This is a genomic window from Streptomyces qinglanensis (assembly GCF_900111245.1).
Lineage (GTDB): Bacteria > Actinomycetota > Actinomycetes > Streptomycetales > Streptomycetaceae > Streptomyces > Streptomyces qinglanensis.
The window spans coordinates 152,212-166,270 of the sequence record NZ_FOGO01000003.1 but is presented as its reverse complement, the minus strand read 5'-3'; the positions used below and the strand labels follow the sequence as shown (position 1 = coordinate 166,270).

The window sequence follows — 14,059 nt, the reverse complement described above, 5'->3', positions numbered from 1 at the left end:
GCGGATTCCGACCACCCCGGGAGAGCGAGAGCCGCCCGTTTGGGCACGCCGGGCCGCGGTCACCCCCCGGCCCGGCCCGCGCACGCCTCGGCCTCCGCGAGGTAGCGCTCGACCGGGCCGAGGGTGAGCATGCCGCTGGCCGCGCCCGCCTGTTCGGTGCGGGCGCCGCGCAGCGCCGCCGCGGCGCGCGCGGCGGTGCCGGGCGCGTCCAGGCGGGCGGCGGCGTGCGCGGTCAGGCACCAGAGCGCTTCCTGGAGATGGTCATGGGGCGGTTCGGGGGCGGTGGCGAGGGCCGCTCGGGCCTCTGCCGGACGGTCCCGGGCGAGGAGCAGGAGCGGCGCCGCCCAGGGCAGATACGGGCCCCAGTCGAGCTGCGGGTCGGTGGGCGCCGGGCGGCCGTGCAGCAGGCGCAGTCCCAGCAGCGCGAGCGGCAGCAGGCCGCGGTGCAGCCCCGGCATCCCTGCCGTGCGGAGGGCGTTGTCGGCGGCGCGGTAGGCGCTCGCGGCGTCCGCGGCGGTCGGTCCGTCGGGTGCGGTGCTCCGCTCTGCGGCGACCCGGGCCCGGAACCAGGCGGTGAGGACGGGGACCAGCGGGGCCTCGTGGACGGCGGCGACCTCCTCTGCGGCGGCCGCGTGCCCGGCGGCACCCGCCAGGTCGCCCTGGGCGGAGGCGGACTGCAGGCGGACGAGCCGGCCCAGGATGGTGAAGGTCGGCAGCTCGTGCCGGGTGGCCAGCGCGACGAGTTCGGCGCCGACGGTATCCCGCTGCGCCGCGAGCCCCGGGCGCCCGAAGGACTGCAGGAAGACGCCGTTGAGCGCGAAGGCCAGCAGTGCGGGATCGTCCAGGCCCCGCGCGAGCGCCTCGGCCCGGTGTGCGGCCTCGTAGCCGGTCCGCAGGGCGGCCCCGCGCAGGTCGCCGCTGCGGCTCTCGACGGCGACGGTCGCCAGCAGCCGGGCCCGGAGCGGGGGAGGACCGTCGGGGCCCAGGGCCCGCAGCGTGCGCTCGGCGACCGCCACGACGGCGCGGCACTGCTCGGGATCGTCGGCACGGCTCCAGATCGAGGGCACGTCGTAGGCGCCGACGACCCGGGCGGTGAGGGCGGCGTCCCCGGTCCGCTCGGCGGCCCGGGCGGCGGCGAGCCGGTTGCGCCGGGAGAGGACGAGCGCGTCGCTGCCTGCCAGGGCCAGGGTGCGGGCCAGTTCCACGGTCGTGCGGGGGCCGAGTCGGGCACCGGCGCCGGACCGGAGGTCGAGGGCCGGTTCCAGGGACGCGGATCCGTTGAGGATGTCCGCCTCCAGGCGCCGGAGTCCGGTTCCGGGATCGAGCCCGAGCTGTTCGACGAGCATCGTGCGGGCGCGGCGGAGGGTGGCCAGCGCGTCGGCCCGGCGTCCGTCCCGGTGCAGGGCGCGGGCCAGCAGCGCCCAGGCCGTCTCGCGCCAGGGGTGCTCGTCGGTGTGTGCGCCGAGTTCGGCGACGAGGCCACCGCTTGCGCCCGCGTCCAGGAGGAGGCCGGCCCGGAGCTCGATCCCCTGCAGCCGCAACTCCTCCAGCCGGGCGCGCTCCCGCTGCGCCCAGGGGGCGTCGGGCAGGTCCGCGTAGGCAGGCCCGCGCCAGGAGGAGAGGACCTCGCCGAGGGCGGCGACCTCGCCGGGGGAGCGGCGGGCGCGCTCCAGGACGTCCTCGAACCGCTGTACGTCCACGGCCTCGCGCGGCAGCCGCAGCGCGTAGCCGGGGCCCTCGGTGATCAGGATCCGCGGCGGGGTGCGTGGTGGCCGGTCGGGCTCGAGGGCGCGGCGAAGGGCGGCGACGAATGTGCGCAGCGCGCCCGGACCGCGGGCGAGGGGTTCGGGCCACAGATCCGCCACGAGGGTGTCGGTGGCCACCATCCGCCCTTCGGCGGCGACGAGCCGGGCGAGCACCTCGCGGTGCCGGGGTCCGCCCAGCGCGATCGGGGTGCCGTCGCCGCGCAGCGCCCGCATCGGGCCCAGTACATCGATCCGCATGCTCCCATCCTGCGCCCACCGGCTCCGCTCCGGCGTGCCGTGCTGATCGGCTGCTCATCGGGCTCGTGCACCGTGGCCCGGTCAGTCGCCCGACACGGGGAAAGGACCCGCATGACACCCGCCCTGCCCGCTCTGCCCGGTTTCGACCACCTCCGCGTGCCCGGTGCGGAGGGCGTCGAGCTCTCCGTCGCCACCGGCGGCAGCGGCACCCCCGTCGTGCTGCTGCACGGCTTCCCGCAGACCCACCTGATGTGGCGGCACGTCGCCCCGCTGCTGGCCGCCGGGCACACGGTGATCTGCCCCGACCTGCGCGGCTACGGCGCCAGCGACAAGCCGGCGGCCGCGGATCCGGACGTGTACGCCAAGCGCACCATGGCCGCCGACATCGTGTCCGCCGCGGCGGCGCTGGGCCACGACCGGTTCGCGCTCGTCGGCCACGACCGCGGAGCCCTCGTCGCCTTCCGGGCGGGGCTGGACCACCCGGAGACCGTCACGCACCTCGGCATCCTCGATGTCGTGCCGACCCTGGACATGTGGAACGTGCTGCAGGGCGTCTCGGCCGCGGTCGGCTACCACCTCTTCCTGATGGCCCAGCCGCCGGGACTGCCCGAGACGATGATCGCCAACAGCGCCGACGCGTTCTTCGGGTCCTTCCTCGACGCCTGGGCCGGGGACCGGGCGGCGATCCCGGACCCGGTGCGGAGCGCGTACCTGCGGGCGAGTGCCGCGGCGGTGCCCTCGATCGTGGCCGACTACCGGGCCTCCGCCGGTGTCGACGCCGACCACGACCAGGCCGACCTGGACGCCGGTTCCCAGCTCGCGATGCCGGTCACCGTCGTCCAGCAGGACTGGGGAGCCCGGCTCGGCTACGACGCCGCCCAGGTGTGGCAGGCGTGGGCGCCCGACCTCGACCACCGTCTCACCCGGGCGGGGCACTTCATGGCCGAGGAGGCGCCCGAGGAGATCGCGGGGGCGATCCGGGAACTGCTGGCCCGCTGACGGTGCGGGCCCCTGGCCCGTCGCGGGCAGTTGCGGTCGTCCGAGGTCGCGGACCGCCGCTGGTTCGTCTTCCCGGCGGGCACCGACTCCCGCCGGCAGTCCTACTGGAGCGGTGGAGAGCAGCGCGAGGGGCCGGTGGTGCGCACCGTCCAGGAGTGCCGGCAGGCCGTTCTGTGGAACGGCACGGTGGGCATGACGCTCCTGGACCACCGGCCTCCTGAGGGGCTGACCGTGGTGCCGCTGATCGACCTGCCGCCGAGCCGCGTGGTGGTGGCGTGGAAGGAGAGCGACCGGAATCCGCTGATCCGCTCGTTCGTCCGGATCGCGCTCGAGGTCTACCGCGGCTGAGCCTGCTGCACCGGCGGCCGGTTCGGGGCGGGCGCGGATGGTCAGGTGACCGCCCAGGCCGCCTCGATCATCCGGAAGATCTCGTCCACCGCGGCCTGCGGATCGGCCGACTCGCGGGCCAGTGCGTAGGCGTCGATCGTGAACCTGGCGATCGTGCGGCAGGCCGTCGTGGTCCGGGCCAGGCCGGGGTCCGCGGTCAGGGCCGCGGCCAGCGATTCCGCATGGCGCAGCCTCATCGACTCCTCGTACGCGCGTAGTGCGGGTGAGGTGTCGACCATGTGCCAGACCGGGGAGGCGCTGTCGGCGGTGCAGTGCCGCACCAGGGCGTGGATCTCCCGGCGCAGCGCGGGGACGAGCGGCTCGTCGGGCGTCCGGTCGGTGACCGCCCGGATCAGGCGCTGCTCGAAGTCCGCGTCCTGCTCGAAGACCAGTGCCTCTTTCGAGGGGAAGTGGGAGAAGAGCGTGGTGACGGCCACATCGGCCTCGGCGGCCACCTCGCGGATACCCACCGCGTCGTATCCGCGCTCCAGGAAGAGCCGGAGGGCGGTGTCTGCGATCTTCCGGCGGGTCGCCGCCTTCTTGCGCTCGCGACGTCCGGGCGGCGTTGTCATGCACTGAAGCTACCAGATGCGAAAGACTAACCGTTCCATAAAGCTAACCGTTAGTGTTACGGTCGGCCGTATGAAGAAAGTGAGCTTCGCCGAATTCGGCGGTCCGGAAGTGCTGCGTCTCGTGGACGCCGAGGAGCCCCACGCGGGCCCCGGCCAGGTGCGCGTCGCCGTGCGCGCGGCAGGTGTGAACCCCGTCGACTGGAGGATCCGGGAGGGGCAGATCCTGCAGGCCCACCCGGTCGAACTGCCCGCCGGAGTCGGGCTGGACGCCGCCGGAGTGGTGGACGAGGTCGGTGAGGGCGTCGAGGACGTCGAGGTCGGAGACCCCGTGTTCGGCGAAGGGACCGACACCTACGCAGAGTTCGCCGTGCTCTCGGCCTGGGCCCGGATACCCGGGGGGCTGACCTTCGACGAGGCGGCCGGGTACCCCTCCGTGGTGGAGACCGCGCTGCGCATCATCCGCGAGGTCGGTGTGCGGCCGGGGCAGACGCTGCTGGTCAGCGGTGCGGCCGGGGGAGTCGGCTCGGCCGTGCTGCAGATCGCCCGCGACCGCGGCATCGCGGTGATCGGCACGGCCGGAGCAGCGAACCAGGACTATCTGCGCGGCCTGGGCGCCGCCGCCACCACCTACGGCGCGGGCTGGGCCGAGCGGGTCCGGCGACTCGGCCGGGTCGACGCGGCGCTCGATCTCGCCGGTGCGGGCGTCCTGGCCGAACTCGTCGAGCTGACCGGGGATCCGCAGAAGGTCGTCTCCATCGCCGATCTCGGCGCGCCGGAGTTCGGGGTCCGGTTCTCCGGGGCGGCCGGGAGCGTTCCCGCGGCACTGGCCGAGGCCGGCCGCCTCATCGCGCGGGGGAAGCTCCACATCCCGGTCGAGAAGTCCTACCCGCTCGCCGAGGCCGCGGCGGCGCACATCGACAGCCAGGCCGGTCACACCCGCGGGCGCCGGGTCCTGGTCGTCTGAGCCGTCCCCCGCGCGGCCGCCCGGCGCGGCCGTGCGGGGGGCGGCGGCGGCACCGGGCGCCGCCGTCGGGCGGGCTCGCGCGCGCCCGCGCGGTGCTCCCTCAGGCGGCGCCCGGTACCGTCACTTCCCGGCGCCGACGGGACCGACCGTGACCCCGGACTCGGTGCTGTCGGAGACCGGCAGATTGATGCTGACCGGCAGGGTCTGCGAGCTGGTCTCGTCGGGCGGAGTGACCACGAGGCTGGTGACGTTCAGGCCGCTGCCACCGGAGTCGTTCGGCGGGTAGTGGAGCGTGAAACGCGTCGACTCACCGGGACTGACGCGGACCGTCGGGGCGGCGAGGCCGTTGCGGTCGGCATTGATGGAGCCCGCCGCGCTCTGGAGGTCGACCCCGGGGAATCCGTGCATCGTGCAGGTCGTGGCGGTGGTGTTCTCGAGGTTCACCAGGAGAGTGCCCTGGGCCATGCCGGGCGAGGTGCTGAAGGCGAGTCCGGAGGTCTTGCAGGCGCCGGTCTCGGGCGCCCCGCCACCGGAGCCGCCCTGACCTCCGGAGGAGCCCGCGCCCTCGCTCTTCCCGGAGGAACCGGACTTCTCCTTCTCGGATTCCTTGCTGTCACCGTCCCGGGCGCGGGACGAGGACGAGGGGGAGGCGCTCTCCTTCCGCGAGGTGTCCTCGGACGAGTCGCCGGGCACGGGGGCCGCTTCGCCGGTCACCTTCTTGGGCGCGTCCGCGGCCTGTTCACCGCATCCGGTCAGCAGGGTCGCCGCCAGGCCGACCGCCAGCCCCGCCGCGAGACGCGCGCCCCCGGCGCCGCGCGGCCTGCCGGACCCGCCCCCCGCGGCCCTTCGGGCCGCCCGCACCGCATGCTGCTCTCGTTCTCTCATCGCCGCCACGCCCTGATCATCCCATCGTGTGTCCATGCCGGATGCGGGGGGAGCCGCTGCCTGGACCGCCCCGTGCCGTACGAGTTCGATGACGCGAGGCAGGAAAAAGTTCACAACGGGGCTCGTGGGGCGGTCTGTTGCCGCGCGGATCAGGCGTCGGCCGACGCAGCACCCAACTCCCCCCGGTGTGCGGTCCGTTCCCGGAGGAAGCGCTCCGGGACGGCACGGCCACCGCTCCTCCCCGGCCGATCGGCAGGACCGGCCGTCGGCCGAGGGCGCTCGGCGTCCCGGGCTCAGCCGTCCCGCGCCCACGACGTGAGGCGGTCGGCGAGCGCCGTGACGAGATCGCGCAGCTCCGCGGGGCGCTCGATGACGAACGGCCGGTCCAGCGAGGCGAGGACAGCAGGCAACCAGTCGAGCTCCGCCACCCGAAGCTCGACCCGCAGCCACTGTTCGCCCGAAGGGTGCCCGCCCTTCCCGGACGGGGGCTCCGCCAGGCGGGCGACCGCGGCGGGAAGTCCCGCGCGGACCTGCTCGACGGTGCCGTGGATCCGCAGGGCCACCTCGTACCGGTACTCGGCCGTCGCGAATCCGTCCAGTACGCGCTGCGCCGGATCGGTTCCGGCCGGGACCTCGAACGAGCCGGGCAGCGTCCGGGCGCCCTCGATGCGGTCGAGCCGGAAGGTCCGGTCCTGCGCGATCCCGGGGTCCCTGCCCGTGACGTACCACCGGCCCGCGTGGGCGACGATGCCGTAGGCGTGCAGCGCGCGTTCGGTGCGGCGGCCGTGGCGGTCGCTGTATCCGATCGAGAGCGGTCGGCGGTGGCGTACCGCGTCGGCGACGGCCAGCAGGACCTCGGCGTCCGGGGTGGCGAACTCGCCGGGTGCGGAGGTGAAGGCGAGGGACTCCAGGACCGTGTCGAGCCTGCGGGCCACATGCCGGGGCAGCACTCTGCGGACCTTGGCCGCCGCCGTCTCGCTCGCGGCGCCCGCCGCTGTCGTCAATCCCGCCCGGCGGCCGGCGACGAGGCCGAGCAGCACGGCGAGGGCCTCGTCGTCGCTGAGCATGAGCGGGGGCAAGCGGTGCCCGGGGGCGAGCCGGTATCCGCCGTAGCGGCCGCGCACCGCCTCCACCGGCACGTCCAGGTCGATCAGGTGGCCCACGTACCGCCGCACGGTCCGGCCGTCGACGCCGAGCCGGTCGGCGAGTTCGGCCACCGGCCGGATTCCGCCCGACTGCAGAAGCTCCAGGAGGGTCAGCACGCGCCCGGTGGGTCGAGACATGGCGGCAGCCTAGCGCGCATACCGGACCGATTCCGTCCGCTATCTGTCCTAGCGTGCGCAGCGCATCCGCCGCACCGGCACTGCACCGATCCGGGAGACCGGGAGAACTGGGAGAACTGGGAGAACACTGTGGACTTCGTCTCGATCCGCATCATCACCGGCAACGTCGCGCGCCTCGTCGATTTCTACGAGAGGGCCACCGGGGTGTCGGCGGCCTGGGCGACCGAGGACTTCGCCGAACTCGTCACCCCCAGGGCCACCCTGGCGATCGGCGGCACCCGCACCGTCCCGATGTTCGCACCGGACTCCGCCCGGCCCGCGGCGAACCGCAGCGTGATCATCGAGTTCCTCGTCGAGGACGTGGACCGGGTGCACGGCAACCTGAGCGGTCTGGTGGAGGAGTTCGTCGCCGGGCCCACCACCATGCCCTGGGGCAATCGGGCCCTGCTCTTCCGTGACCCCGACGGCAATCTCGTCAACTTCTTCACGCCGGTCACCCAGGCCGCCATGGAGAAGTTCGCCCGCTGACCCCGCGCCCCCGCCCTGCCCCGCCGGCCTGTGCGCCTCCGCAGGCCGGCGGCGCTGCGTGCACCGCGGGGCATCCCTCGGGCGCTGCCGGGCACCGGCCCCGCGGGACCCCGTACGGCCCCGAGCAGGGCCGTACGGGACCGCTCCGTTGCCGCCGCGCGAGGCGAGGGGCGCCCCGGGTGCGGGGAGGTGCGGTGGGGCGCCCCTCAGGCGGACGGTCACCAGGAGGACTTGGTGACTCCCGGGAGCCGGCCCGCGTGCGCCATCGCGCGCATGCGGACGCGGGAGAGCCCGAAGGCCCGCAGATGGCCGCGCGGACGGCCGTCGACGCTGTCCCGGTTGCGTACCCGCGTCGCACTGGCGTCCCGCGGCTGCCGCCGCAGTTCCCGGAGCGCGGCCGCGCACTCGGCGGGTGTGGAAGCCGGGTCGCGGAGGATCTCCTTCAGCCCGGCCCGGCGTCGCGCGTACCGCGCGACGACCGCCTTGCGCTTCTCGTTCTTGGCGATCTTGCTCTGCTTGGCCATCAGACCTTCTCTCCCCGTGCGCGGATCCGCGCGACGGCGGCCTCGATGCCGAGGGCGTCGACCGTCCTGATCCCCTTCGTGCTGAGCGTGAGCCGTACGTGACGGTTCTCGACGGCGAGCCAGTAGCGCCTGCGCTGGATGTTGGGGTCGAAGCGCCGGTTGGTGCGCCGATGGGAGTGGGAGACGGACTTGCCGAACACCGGCTGTGCGCCGGTCAACTGGCAGTGGGCGGACACGGGAGACCTTTCTCTCGGGGGATCGGACTTGGTAATGGTAACCATTTCCATATACTGGTCTCATGGCACGCGACGAACTCCGCCCGATCATCAAGCTGACCTCCACCGCCGGAACCGGCCACACCTACGTGACCCGCAAGAACCGCCGGAACGACCCCGACCGGCTGACGCTGCGCAAGTACGACCCCGTCGCCCGCCGGCACGTCGACTTCCGCGAAGCGCGCTGATCGCCGACCCCCTCCCGCACACCTGGCACCGACCCCAGCAGAAGGACACCGCTGTGAAGCCCGGAATCCACCCCGTCCACCGGCCCGTCGTCTTCCGCGACAAGAGCGCCGGCTTCGCCTTCCTCACCCGCTCCACCATGACCGGCGACGCGACCGTCGCATGGGAGGACGGCAACACCTACCCCGTCGTCGACGTCGAGATCTCCTCCGCGAGCCACCCCTTCTACACCGGGACCGCACGCGTCCTGGACACCGCGGGACGGGTCGAGCGGTTCGAACGCCGGTACGGCCGCCGGGGAGACCGCTGATGGCCGCCGACCGCACCCTCCCCGTGATCCTGGTCGGCGGACTGCACTCCGAAGCGCGCACCGAGGTCGTCCGGCGGCTGCTCGGCTCGATGCCCGGCAGTGTCGCCCTGCACCACAACCTCGCCGCCGGGCCGCAGGGCACGGTGCTGCGGACGGTCCGCGACCGTGACGGCCTCCGCGGCGCCTCCGAGGCCCCGCTGGTGAACGACTGCGCGTGCTGCGCACTCCGCGAGGACCTGATCCCGGAACTGGCCCGGCTGGCCGAGGACGGCACCACCCGGTGCGCCGTCGTCGAACTGTGGGACTCGGTGGAACCCAAGGCCATGGCCGAGGTCGTCGCCGCGCACGGCCACGGCGTGCTGGAACTCACCGGGGTCGTCACGGCCGTCGACCCGGCACTCGTGCTGCCCTTCCTCGCCAACGGTGACGATCTCGCCGAGGCCGGTCTCGCCGCGGCGCCGTCGGACCGGCGCACCGTCGCCGACACCTGGGCCAGGCAGCTCGAATACGCCGCCGTGCTGGCCCTCGTGGAGGACGAGGACAGGCCCGCCGACGAGGAGGACCGGGCGGTGCTCGCCCAACTGCACCCCACAGCACGCCAGGTGGACGCCGCCTCGGGCGAACTGGTGGCGGCAGCACTGGCGGGCTTCGACACCGAGGCCGCCGCGGCCGCGCAGCACCCCGCGTGCGCGCTGCTGCCGCAGGCGGCCGACGAGGCGGGCGTCGCCACCTGCGTATGGCACCGGGACCGCCCCTTCCACCCCGAACGGCTCTACCAGGCGCTGGAGGAACTCACCTGCGCCGCCGCACGCAGCCGCGGCCGCTTCTGGCTCGCCGACCGGCCCGACACCCTCCTCTCCTGGGACGCGGCGGGCGGGGCGCTGTGCGTCGAGGAGGTCGGCCCGTGGCTGGCGGCCCTCCCCGACGCCGCCTGGGAGATGGTGCCCCCGGTGCGCCGCGCCGCCGCCGCCCTGGACTGGCACCCCGAGCACGGCGACCGCTGCCAGCACCTCGTCTTCACCGCCCCCGGCCTGGACCAGGACGGACTGGCCGAGGTCCTGGAGTCCTGTCTGCTGACCGACGCGGAATTCGCCGCGGGGCGCGAGGCGTGGAAGCACCTCCCACCCGCCTTCGACGCCCTCCTCGCCCCCGTCTCCTGACGTCCGCAAGCACCTCCGCAGCACCTCCGCAAGCACCTCCGCAAGCCCCCGAGCATCCCCGCAAGCAAAGGAGCACCCCCATGGCTCAGCGCCCCGGCGCCCGCAGGGCCCGCACCCCCCGACCGAACCCGCTGGCCGCGGCGGGCATCACCCGCGTCGACCACAAGGACACCGACCTGCTGCGGAAGTTCCTCTCCGACCGCGGCAAGATCCGCTCCCGCCGCGTCACCCGCCTCACCGCCCAGCAGCAGCGGCAGGTGGCGCGCGCTGTCAAGACCGCCCGCGAGATGGCGCTCCTCCCGTACCCGGCACGCTGACGGGCCGTACCCGACACGCCGACAGGGCCGACTCCCGGGGGAGGCCGTCCCGACGGGAGCCGTCCCGACGGGAGGCCGACGCCCACGGGGGGGGCTCCGGCCCACCGCGGGGCGTCGGCCCGCAGGCCGCGCCCGGCAGGGTGCCGTTCCCTCCCGCCGGGTGCGGTCTGTCGGCCAGGCGGCGCGGCCACCGGCCCTGCCGTTCCCGGGCCGGGTCGGGGGCGGGTCGGGGGGCGTTCGGGGGCTGGAGGCGCGCCTGCCGCAGCGGCGGTCGCGGCCACGTCCGGTTGGTCCTCTCCTGCTACGTTTGTGATGTGATCATTGCTGACACCGAGAGCGCGCGGCGCGACGCGGAGCTGGTCCTCGACTTCTTCTCGACCGTGCTCTCGGGCGACCGTGACATCTCCGCCGTCCGGCGGTTCCTGGCACCGGACTTCGTCGACCACGACCCCGAGGGCGACCCCGGCAGGACGGGAGTGGCCGCCAAGCTGACCGCGCTGTGGAACGCCCGGCCCGCTGCGGCCTTCCGCCCGCACCAGGCGATCGCGGCGGGCGGCTATGTCGCCGTGCGGTCCACGCTCGAAGGCGGCGAGCGCCCGGTGCCGTTCGCCGACACCTACCGCGTCGCGGACGGCCGGATCACCGAGCACTGGCACGTGGTCGGCGCCTGACGCGCCGAGCACCGGTGCCGGGCCGCGGGGGAGGACCGCAGGGCCCGTGGCGCGAGCCGGCCCTCACACCCTGAAGACGGTGCCGAGGAACTCCTTCAGCAGCCTTTCCTTGAGCGGAGCCGGCAGCGCCTCCAGAAGCATCAGAACGGGTGCCGTCCTGGCCGGAAGCCGCCCCGCGCCGTCCAGCCCGGCATAGGCGAGTACGGCCTCGGCCTCCTGCGGCCCGAGCAGTTCCGGATCCAGCCCGGCGGCGAGTTCGGCGAGCCCCGGGTCGACCGCCGCGGGCGGCAGTTCCCGGGCCGTGCGGAGCGCGGCGGCGAGATCCCCGAGCAGTCCCTCCACCCGGTCGACCGTGGCCGGGGTCAGGGTGAGGTGCAGATTGGGCGGCATGCCCTCGTAGGAGAGCTGCGGCTGCAGGTACCAGCCGGCAGCGCGCATCTCGTCGGCGACATGCAGCACGAGGCCCGGATCCGGCTCCGTGCCGCTCGCCCCGCCGAGCACGGTGAACGCCACCACTCCCGCGACCGGTTCGCCCAGCACCCGCACCCCGCCGATACCGCGCAGCCCGGCCAGGAGCCGCTCCGAGGCGTCCGCGACCCGGCCCGCCAGCGCCGTGTACCCCGCCTCGCCCACGTGCTGGAGCACCGCCCACGCCTGCGCCAGCAGCCCGGCGGACTTCGTGCCCTGCGCGGTCGGGTTCACCACCGGGTACCCCGGCCAGGCCGCGTGCGCGAAGTACTGGTGGCGCCGCAGCTCCGCATCCGCGTAGAGGACGACGGAGGCACCCTTGTCGGTGTAGGCGTACTTGTGCAGGTCGACGGAGAGCGAGGTGACACCGGGAACCGAGAGGTCGAACGCGGGTACCTGGTGTCCGGTGCCGCGCAGCCAGGGCAGCAGCCATCCGCCGAGGCAGGCGTCGACATGACACAGCACGCCCCGCGCGGCGGCCGACGCGGCGATCTCGGCCACCGGATCCAGCACCCCGTGCGCGTACGACGGGGCGGAGGCCACCACGAGCGCCGTGCGGTCGGTGAGCGCGGCGGACATCGCGGCGGCGTCCGCGCGGAAGGTGGCCGGGTCGACCGGAACCGTGACCGCCTCCAGCCCCAGATAGTGCGCGGCCTTGTGGAACGCGGCGTGCGCCGTGGCGGGCAGGACCAGTTGCGGCGCGGTGATCCCACGCGCCGCACGGGCATGGTCCCGGGCCGCCTTCACGGCGAGCAGGATGCTCTCGGTGCCGCCGCTGGTGAACGTCCCCTGGGTGCCCGGTGCGCCCAGCAGGGCCGCGGCGGCGCGGACCACGTCGTTCTCCAGCCGCGCCACACTGGGGAAGACGGTCGGATCGAGCCCGTTGACGGTCGCGAGCTCCGTGTAGGCGGCAGCCGCGAGTCCGTCCAGCTCCGCTCGTCCCGCGTCGTAGACGTAGGCGAAGGTGCGTCCGCCGCGCGTGGGTGCGTCGGTCTCGCGCAGCGTCCGCAGTTCGGCGAGCACCTGCTGCGCGGACCGGCCGTCGGACGGCAGGCGGGTGGGATCAGTCGGCACGGCCGGGCTCCTTCTGCGCGGATGCGGACGGTGCGGGGGCGGACGGTGCGCGGGCGGGCGCGGCGGTGGACGGCGGCTCCGTCGCCGTGTCGTCCTCCCGGTAGTGGTGCAGCAGCAGGAGACTCGCCGCGGCGGACACGGCAGGCAGCACACTCATGCCCAGCGTGATGGCCGTCAGCGCGGTGGCGGGCTGGTCGACGAACCGGCCGGCGTCCGAGGAGCGGAACCCGGTGACCGCCAGCAGCAGCGCGAACACCCCAGCTCCCAGGGCGAACGCCAGGGTCTCGGCCGCCGTCCAGAGCCCGGTGAAGGTCGCGGCCCGCCGTCTGCCGGTGCGCACGGCATCGGCGGCGAGCGTCTGCGCGAGCATCGTCAGCGGCAGCAGTTGCAGACCGGCGTAGGCGATGCCCACCAGCGCCGCGGCCCCGTGGCCGAACGCCGTACCGGCCACCGGGGTGAGGCCCAGCAGCAGCGCCCCGGTGAGGAAGAGCAGCGTGGCGCACCCCTGGGCCCGCTTCACCCCCCACCGGTCCGACAGCCGGTTCCACAGTGGCATCACCAGGACCAGCGGACCGATCAGGCAGCCGAACAGTGAGGTGACCGCGGCGGCCGAGCCGACCGTGTAGGTGGCGAAGTACTGGACTCCGGCGAGCATCACCCCGACGGCCAGCGCCTGCAGCGTCCACATGCCCGCCAGGAAGCCGAAGGGCCGGTGCGAGCGCGCCGCGGCCAACTGGGCGCGCAGCGAGGGCTCGGCCCGGCTGCGGGCCACTGCCGGAGCCCGCGCGGTGCAGAACCAGGCGCCGAACATACCGAGCGCCAGCAGTGCCGCCACGACCGCGCCCATCGTCCGGTAGCTGTCCGGGCCGCCTCCGCCGCGGTGCGCGAGCGCCGGAGCCAGCGCGCCCGACAGCAGGATCGCCACGCCGAGGAAGCCCACCCGCCAGCCCAGCACCCGCCCCCGTTCGGCCGGGTCCTCGGTCATCTCGGCCGGCATCGTCACATACGGCACCTGGAAGACCGCGTAGGCGGTGGCGGCCACCAGGAACAGCAGCGCCACATAGCCCGCGGCCGCCGCTCCGCGCAGCGGTGGCGCGGCGAAGAGCAGCGCGAAGGCGGGCGGCAGCGTACAGGCGCCGATGAGCAGGAACGGACGGCGCGGCCCGCCGCGCAGGGTGCTGCGGTCCGAGGCGGCGCCCACGACCGGATTGACCAGGACGTCCCATGCCTTGGGCAGGAAGACCGCGGCACCCGCCACGGCTGCCGGAACGGCGAGCACATTGGTGAGGTAGTAGAGCAGGATCAGCCCCGGCACGGTGGCGAAGGTGCCCGTGCACAGCGACCCCAGGCCGTACCCGACACGCACCCGGCGCGGCAGGGGCGGAGCCACCGCGCCGCCTGCCCCCGTGACTGCCATGGCGCCGATCATGGGGGAGCGGCCGAGGCCCCGACA

The 14,059-nt window shown here is 74.6% G+C and carries 16 protein-coding genes and 1 pseudogene; 9 read left to right on the top strand and 8 right to left on the bottom strand.

The window, feature by feature from the left end:
- Positions 1-59: 59 nt before the first annotated feature.
- Positions 60-2,003 carry an AfsR/SARP family transcriptional regulator gene (locus tag BMX65_RS07845; protein WP_074999434.1) on the bottom strand — a complete coding sequence of 648 codons (1,944 nt, stop codon included), beginning with the start codon at positions 2,001-2,003 and terminating at the stop codon, positions 60-62.
- Between the two features lie 111 nt (positions 2,004-2,114).
- Between BMX65_RS07845 and BMX65_RS07840 the strand changes: the two genes are divergently transcribed.
- Entirely contained in the window at positions 2,115-3,002 is an 888-nt protein-coding gene (locus BMX65_RS07840) for an alpha/beta fold hydrolase (protein WP_074999433.1), read from the top strand.
- A 9-nt stretch (positions 3,003-3,011) separates the two neighbouring features.
- A pseudogene (locus BMX65_RS07835) lies at positions 3,012-3,350 on the top strand (LysR substrate-binding domain-containing protein); the annotation flags it as partial.
- 41 nt (positions 3,351-3,391) lie between these two features.
- Here the strand turns inward: BMX65_RS07835 and BMX65_RS07830 are convergent.
- The gene (locus tag BMX65_RS07830) at positions 3,392-3,961 is read right to left on the bottom strand and encodes a TetR/AcrR family transcriptional regulator (RefSeq protein ID WP_074999432.1); all 570 of its coding nucleotides are present in this window, start codon (positions 3,959-3,961) and stop codon (positions 3,392-3,394) included.
- Positions 3,962-4,031: 70 nt separating this feature from the next.
- On the opposite strand from BMX65_RS07830, the gene BMX65_RS07825 reads away from it, so the two are divergent.
- The gene (locus BMX65_RS07825) at positions 4,032-4,925 is read left to right on the top strand and encodes an NADP-dependent oxidoreductase (protein ID WP_074999431.1); all 894 of its coding nucleotides are present in this window, start codon (positions 4,032-4,034) and stop codon (positions 4,923-4,925) included.
- A gap of 120 nt (positions 4,926-5,045) precedes the next feature.
- Here BMX65_RS07825 and BMX65_RS07820 read toward each other — a convergent pair whose 3' ends face one another.
- Both BMX65_RS07820 and BMX65_RS07815 read right to left on the bottom strand, forming a co-directional pair.
- A complete protein-coding gene (locus tag BMX65_RS07820) occupies positions 5,046-5,810 on the bottom strand; it encodes a DUF4232 domain-containing protein (RefSeq protein ID WP_239501927.1) in 765 nt (254 codons plus the stop codon).
- Positions 5,811-6,103: 293 nt separating this feature from the next.
- The gene (locus BMX65_RS07815; RefSeq protein WP_074999429.1) at positions 6,104-7,093 is read right to left on the bottom strand and encodes a helix-turn-helix transcriptional regulator; all 990 of its coding nucleotides are present in this window, start codon (positions 7,091-7,093) and stop codon (positions 6,104-6,106) included.
- Positions 7,094-7,222: 129 nt separating this feature from the next.
- Here BMX65_RS07815 and BMX65_RS07810 point away from each other — a divergent pair, with 129 nt between their 5' ends.
- On the top strand, positions 7,223-7,621 hold the full coding sequence (locus tag BMX65_RS07810; protein WP_074999428.1) for a VOC family protein: 399 nt from the start codon (positions 7,223-7,225) through the stop codon (positions 7,619-7,621).
- 218 nt (positions 7,622-7,839) lie between these two features.
- On the opposite strand, the gene rpsN is transcribed toward BMX65_RS07810, so the two are convergent.
- Together rpsN and rpmB are read right to left on the bottom strand one after the other, a co-directional pair.
- Positions 7,840-8,145 carry a 30S ribosomal protein S14 gene (gene rpsN, locus BMX65_RS07805; protein WP_074999427.1) on the bottom strand — a complete coding sequence of 102 codons (306 nt, stop codon included), beginning with the start codon at positions 8,143-8,145 and terminating at the stop codon, positions 7,840-7,842.
- Positions 8,145-8,381: a 50S ribosomal protein L28 gene (gene rpmB, locus BMX65_RS07800; RefSeq protein ID WP_074999426.1), complete on the bottom strand. Its 237-nt coding sequence runs from the start codon at positions 8,379-8,381 to the stop codon at positions 8,145-8,147. The genes rpsN and rpmB overlap by 1 nt, the downstream gene beginning before the upstream one ends.
- A gap of 62 nt (positions 8,382-8,443) precedes the next feature.
- On the opposite strand from rpmB, the gene rpmG reads away from it, so the two are divergent.
- The 5 genes from rpmG (at position 8,444) to BMX65_RS07775 (ending at position 11,064) form a co-directional block, all read left to right on the top strand.
- Positions 8,444-8,608 carry a 50S ribosomal protein L33 gene (gene rpmG / locus BMX65_RS07795; RefSeq protein WP_074999425.1) on the top strand — a complete coding sequence of 55 codons (165 nt, stop codon included), beginning with the start codon at positions 8,444-8,446 and terminating at the stop codon, positions 8,606-8,608.
- Positions 8,609-8,661: 53 nt separating this feature from the next.
- Entirely contained in the window at positions 8,662-8,916 is a 255-nt protein-coding gene (locus tag BMX65_RS07790; protein ID WP_074999424.1) for a type B 50S ribosomal protein L31, read from the top strand.
- Entirely contained in the window at positions 8,916-10,076 is a 1,161-nt protein-coding gene (locus BMX65_RS07785) for a CobW family GTP-binding protein (RefSeq protein ID WP_074999423.1), read from the top strand. The genes BMX65_RS07790 and BMX65_RS07785 overlap by 1 nt, the downstream gene beginning before the upstream one ends.
- An 80-nt stretch (positions 10,077-10,156) precedes the next feature.
- A complete protein-coding gene (gene rpsR, locus BMX65_RS07780) occupies positions 10,157-10,393 on the top strand; it encodes a 30S ribosomal protein S18 (RefSeq protein ID WP_074999422.1) in 237 nt (78 codons plus the stop codon).
- Positions 10,394-10,707: 314 nt separating this feature from the next.
- The gene (locus BMX65_RS07775; RefSeq protein ID WP_074999421.1) at positions 10,708-11,064 is read left to right on the top strand and encodes a nuclear transport factor 2 family protein; all 357 of its coding nucleotides are present in this window, start codon (positions 10,708-10,710) and stop codon (positions 11,062-11,064) included.
- Between the two features lie 63 nt (positions 11,065-11,127).
- Here BMX65_RS07775 and BMX65_RS07770 read toward each other — a convergent pair whose 3' ends face one another.
- Both BMX65_RS07770 and BMX65_RS07765 read right to left on the bottom strand, forming a co-directional pair.
- Positions 11,128-12,606 (bottom strand): pyridoxal phosphate-dependent decarboxylase family protein, encoded by a 1,479-nt coding sequence (locus BMX65_RS07770; protein WP_074999420.1) that lies wholly within the window; start codon positions 12,604-12,606, stop codon positions 11,128-11,130.
- Positions 12,596-14,023 carry an MFS transporter gene (locus tag BMX65_RS07765; RefSeq protein WP_074999419.1) on the bottom strand — a complete coding sequence of 476 codons (1,428 nt, stop codon included), beginning with the start codon at positions 14,021-14,023 and terminating at the stop codon, positions 12,596-12,598. The genes BMX65_RS07770 and BMX65_RS07765 overlap by 11 nt, the downstream gene beginning before the upstream one ends.
- Between the last annotated feature and the right edge of the window lie 36 nt (positions 14,024-14,059).

Bases quoted from the DNA above. Each gene is read 5' to 3' on its own strand.
- rpsR (WP_074999422.1), top strand. From the start codon at position 10,157: ATGGCTCAGCGCCCCGGCGCCCGCAGGGCCCGCACCCCCCGACCGAAC.
- BMX65_RS07765 (WP_074999419.1), bottom strand. From the start codon at position 14,023: ATGGCAGTCACGGGGGCAGGCGGCGCGGTGGCTCCGCCCCTGCCGCGC.
- BMX65_RS07820 (WP_239501927.1), bottom strand. From the start codon at position 5,810: ATGAGAGAACGAGAGCAGCATGCGGTGCGGGCGGCCCGAAGGGCCGCG.
- rpmG (WP_074999425.1), top strand. From the start codon at position 8,444: ATGGCACGCGACGAACTCCGCCCGATCATCAAGCTGACCTCCACCGCC.
- BMX65_RS07815 (WP_074999429.1), bottom strand. From the start codon at position 7,093: ATGTCTCGACCCACCGGGCGCGTGCTGACCCTCCTGGAGCTTCTGCAG.
- BMX65_RS07830 (WP_074999432.1), bottom strand. From the start codon at position 3,961: ATGACAACGCCGCCCGGACGTCGCGAGCGCAAGAAGGCGGCGACCCGC.
- BMX65_RS07825 (WP_074999431.1), top strand. From the start codon at position 4,032: ATGAAGAAAGTGAGCTTCGCCGAATTCGGCGGTCCGGAAGTGCTGCGT.
- BMX65_RS07785 (WP_074999423.1), top strand. From the start codon at position 8,916: ATGGCCGCCGACCGCACCCTCCCCGTGATCCTGGTCGGCGGACTGCAC.
- BMX65_RS07845 (WP_074999434.1), bottom strand. From the start codon at position 2,003: ATGCGGATCGATGTACTGGGCCCGATGCGGGCGCTGCGCGGCGACGGC.
- BMX65_RS07840 (WP_074999433.1), top strand. From the start codon at position 2,115: ATGACACCCGCCCTGCCCGCTCTGCCCGGTTTCGACCACCTCCGCGTG.
- rpsN (WP_074999427.1), bottom strand. From the start codon at position 8,145: ATGGCCAAGCAGAGCAAGATCGCCAAGAACGAGAAGCGCAAGGCGGTC.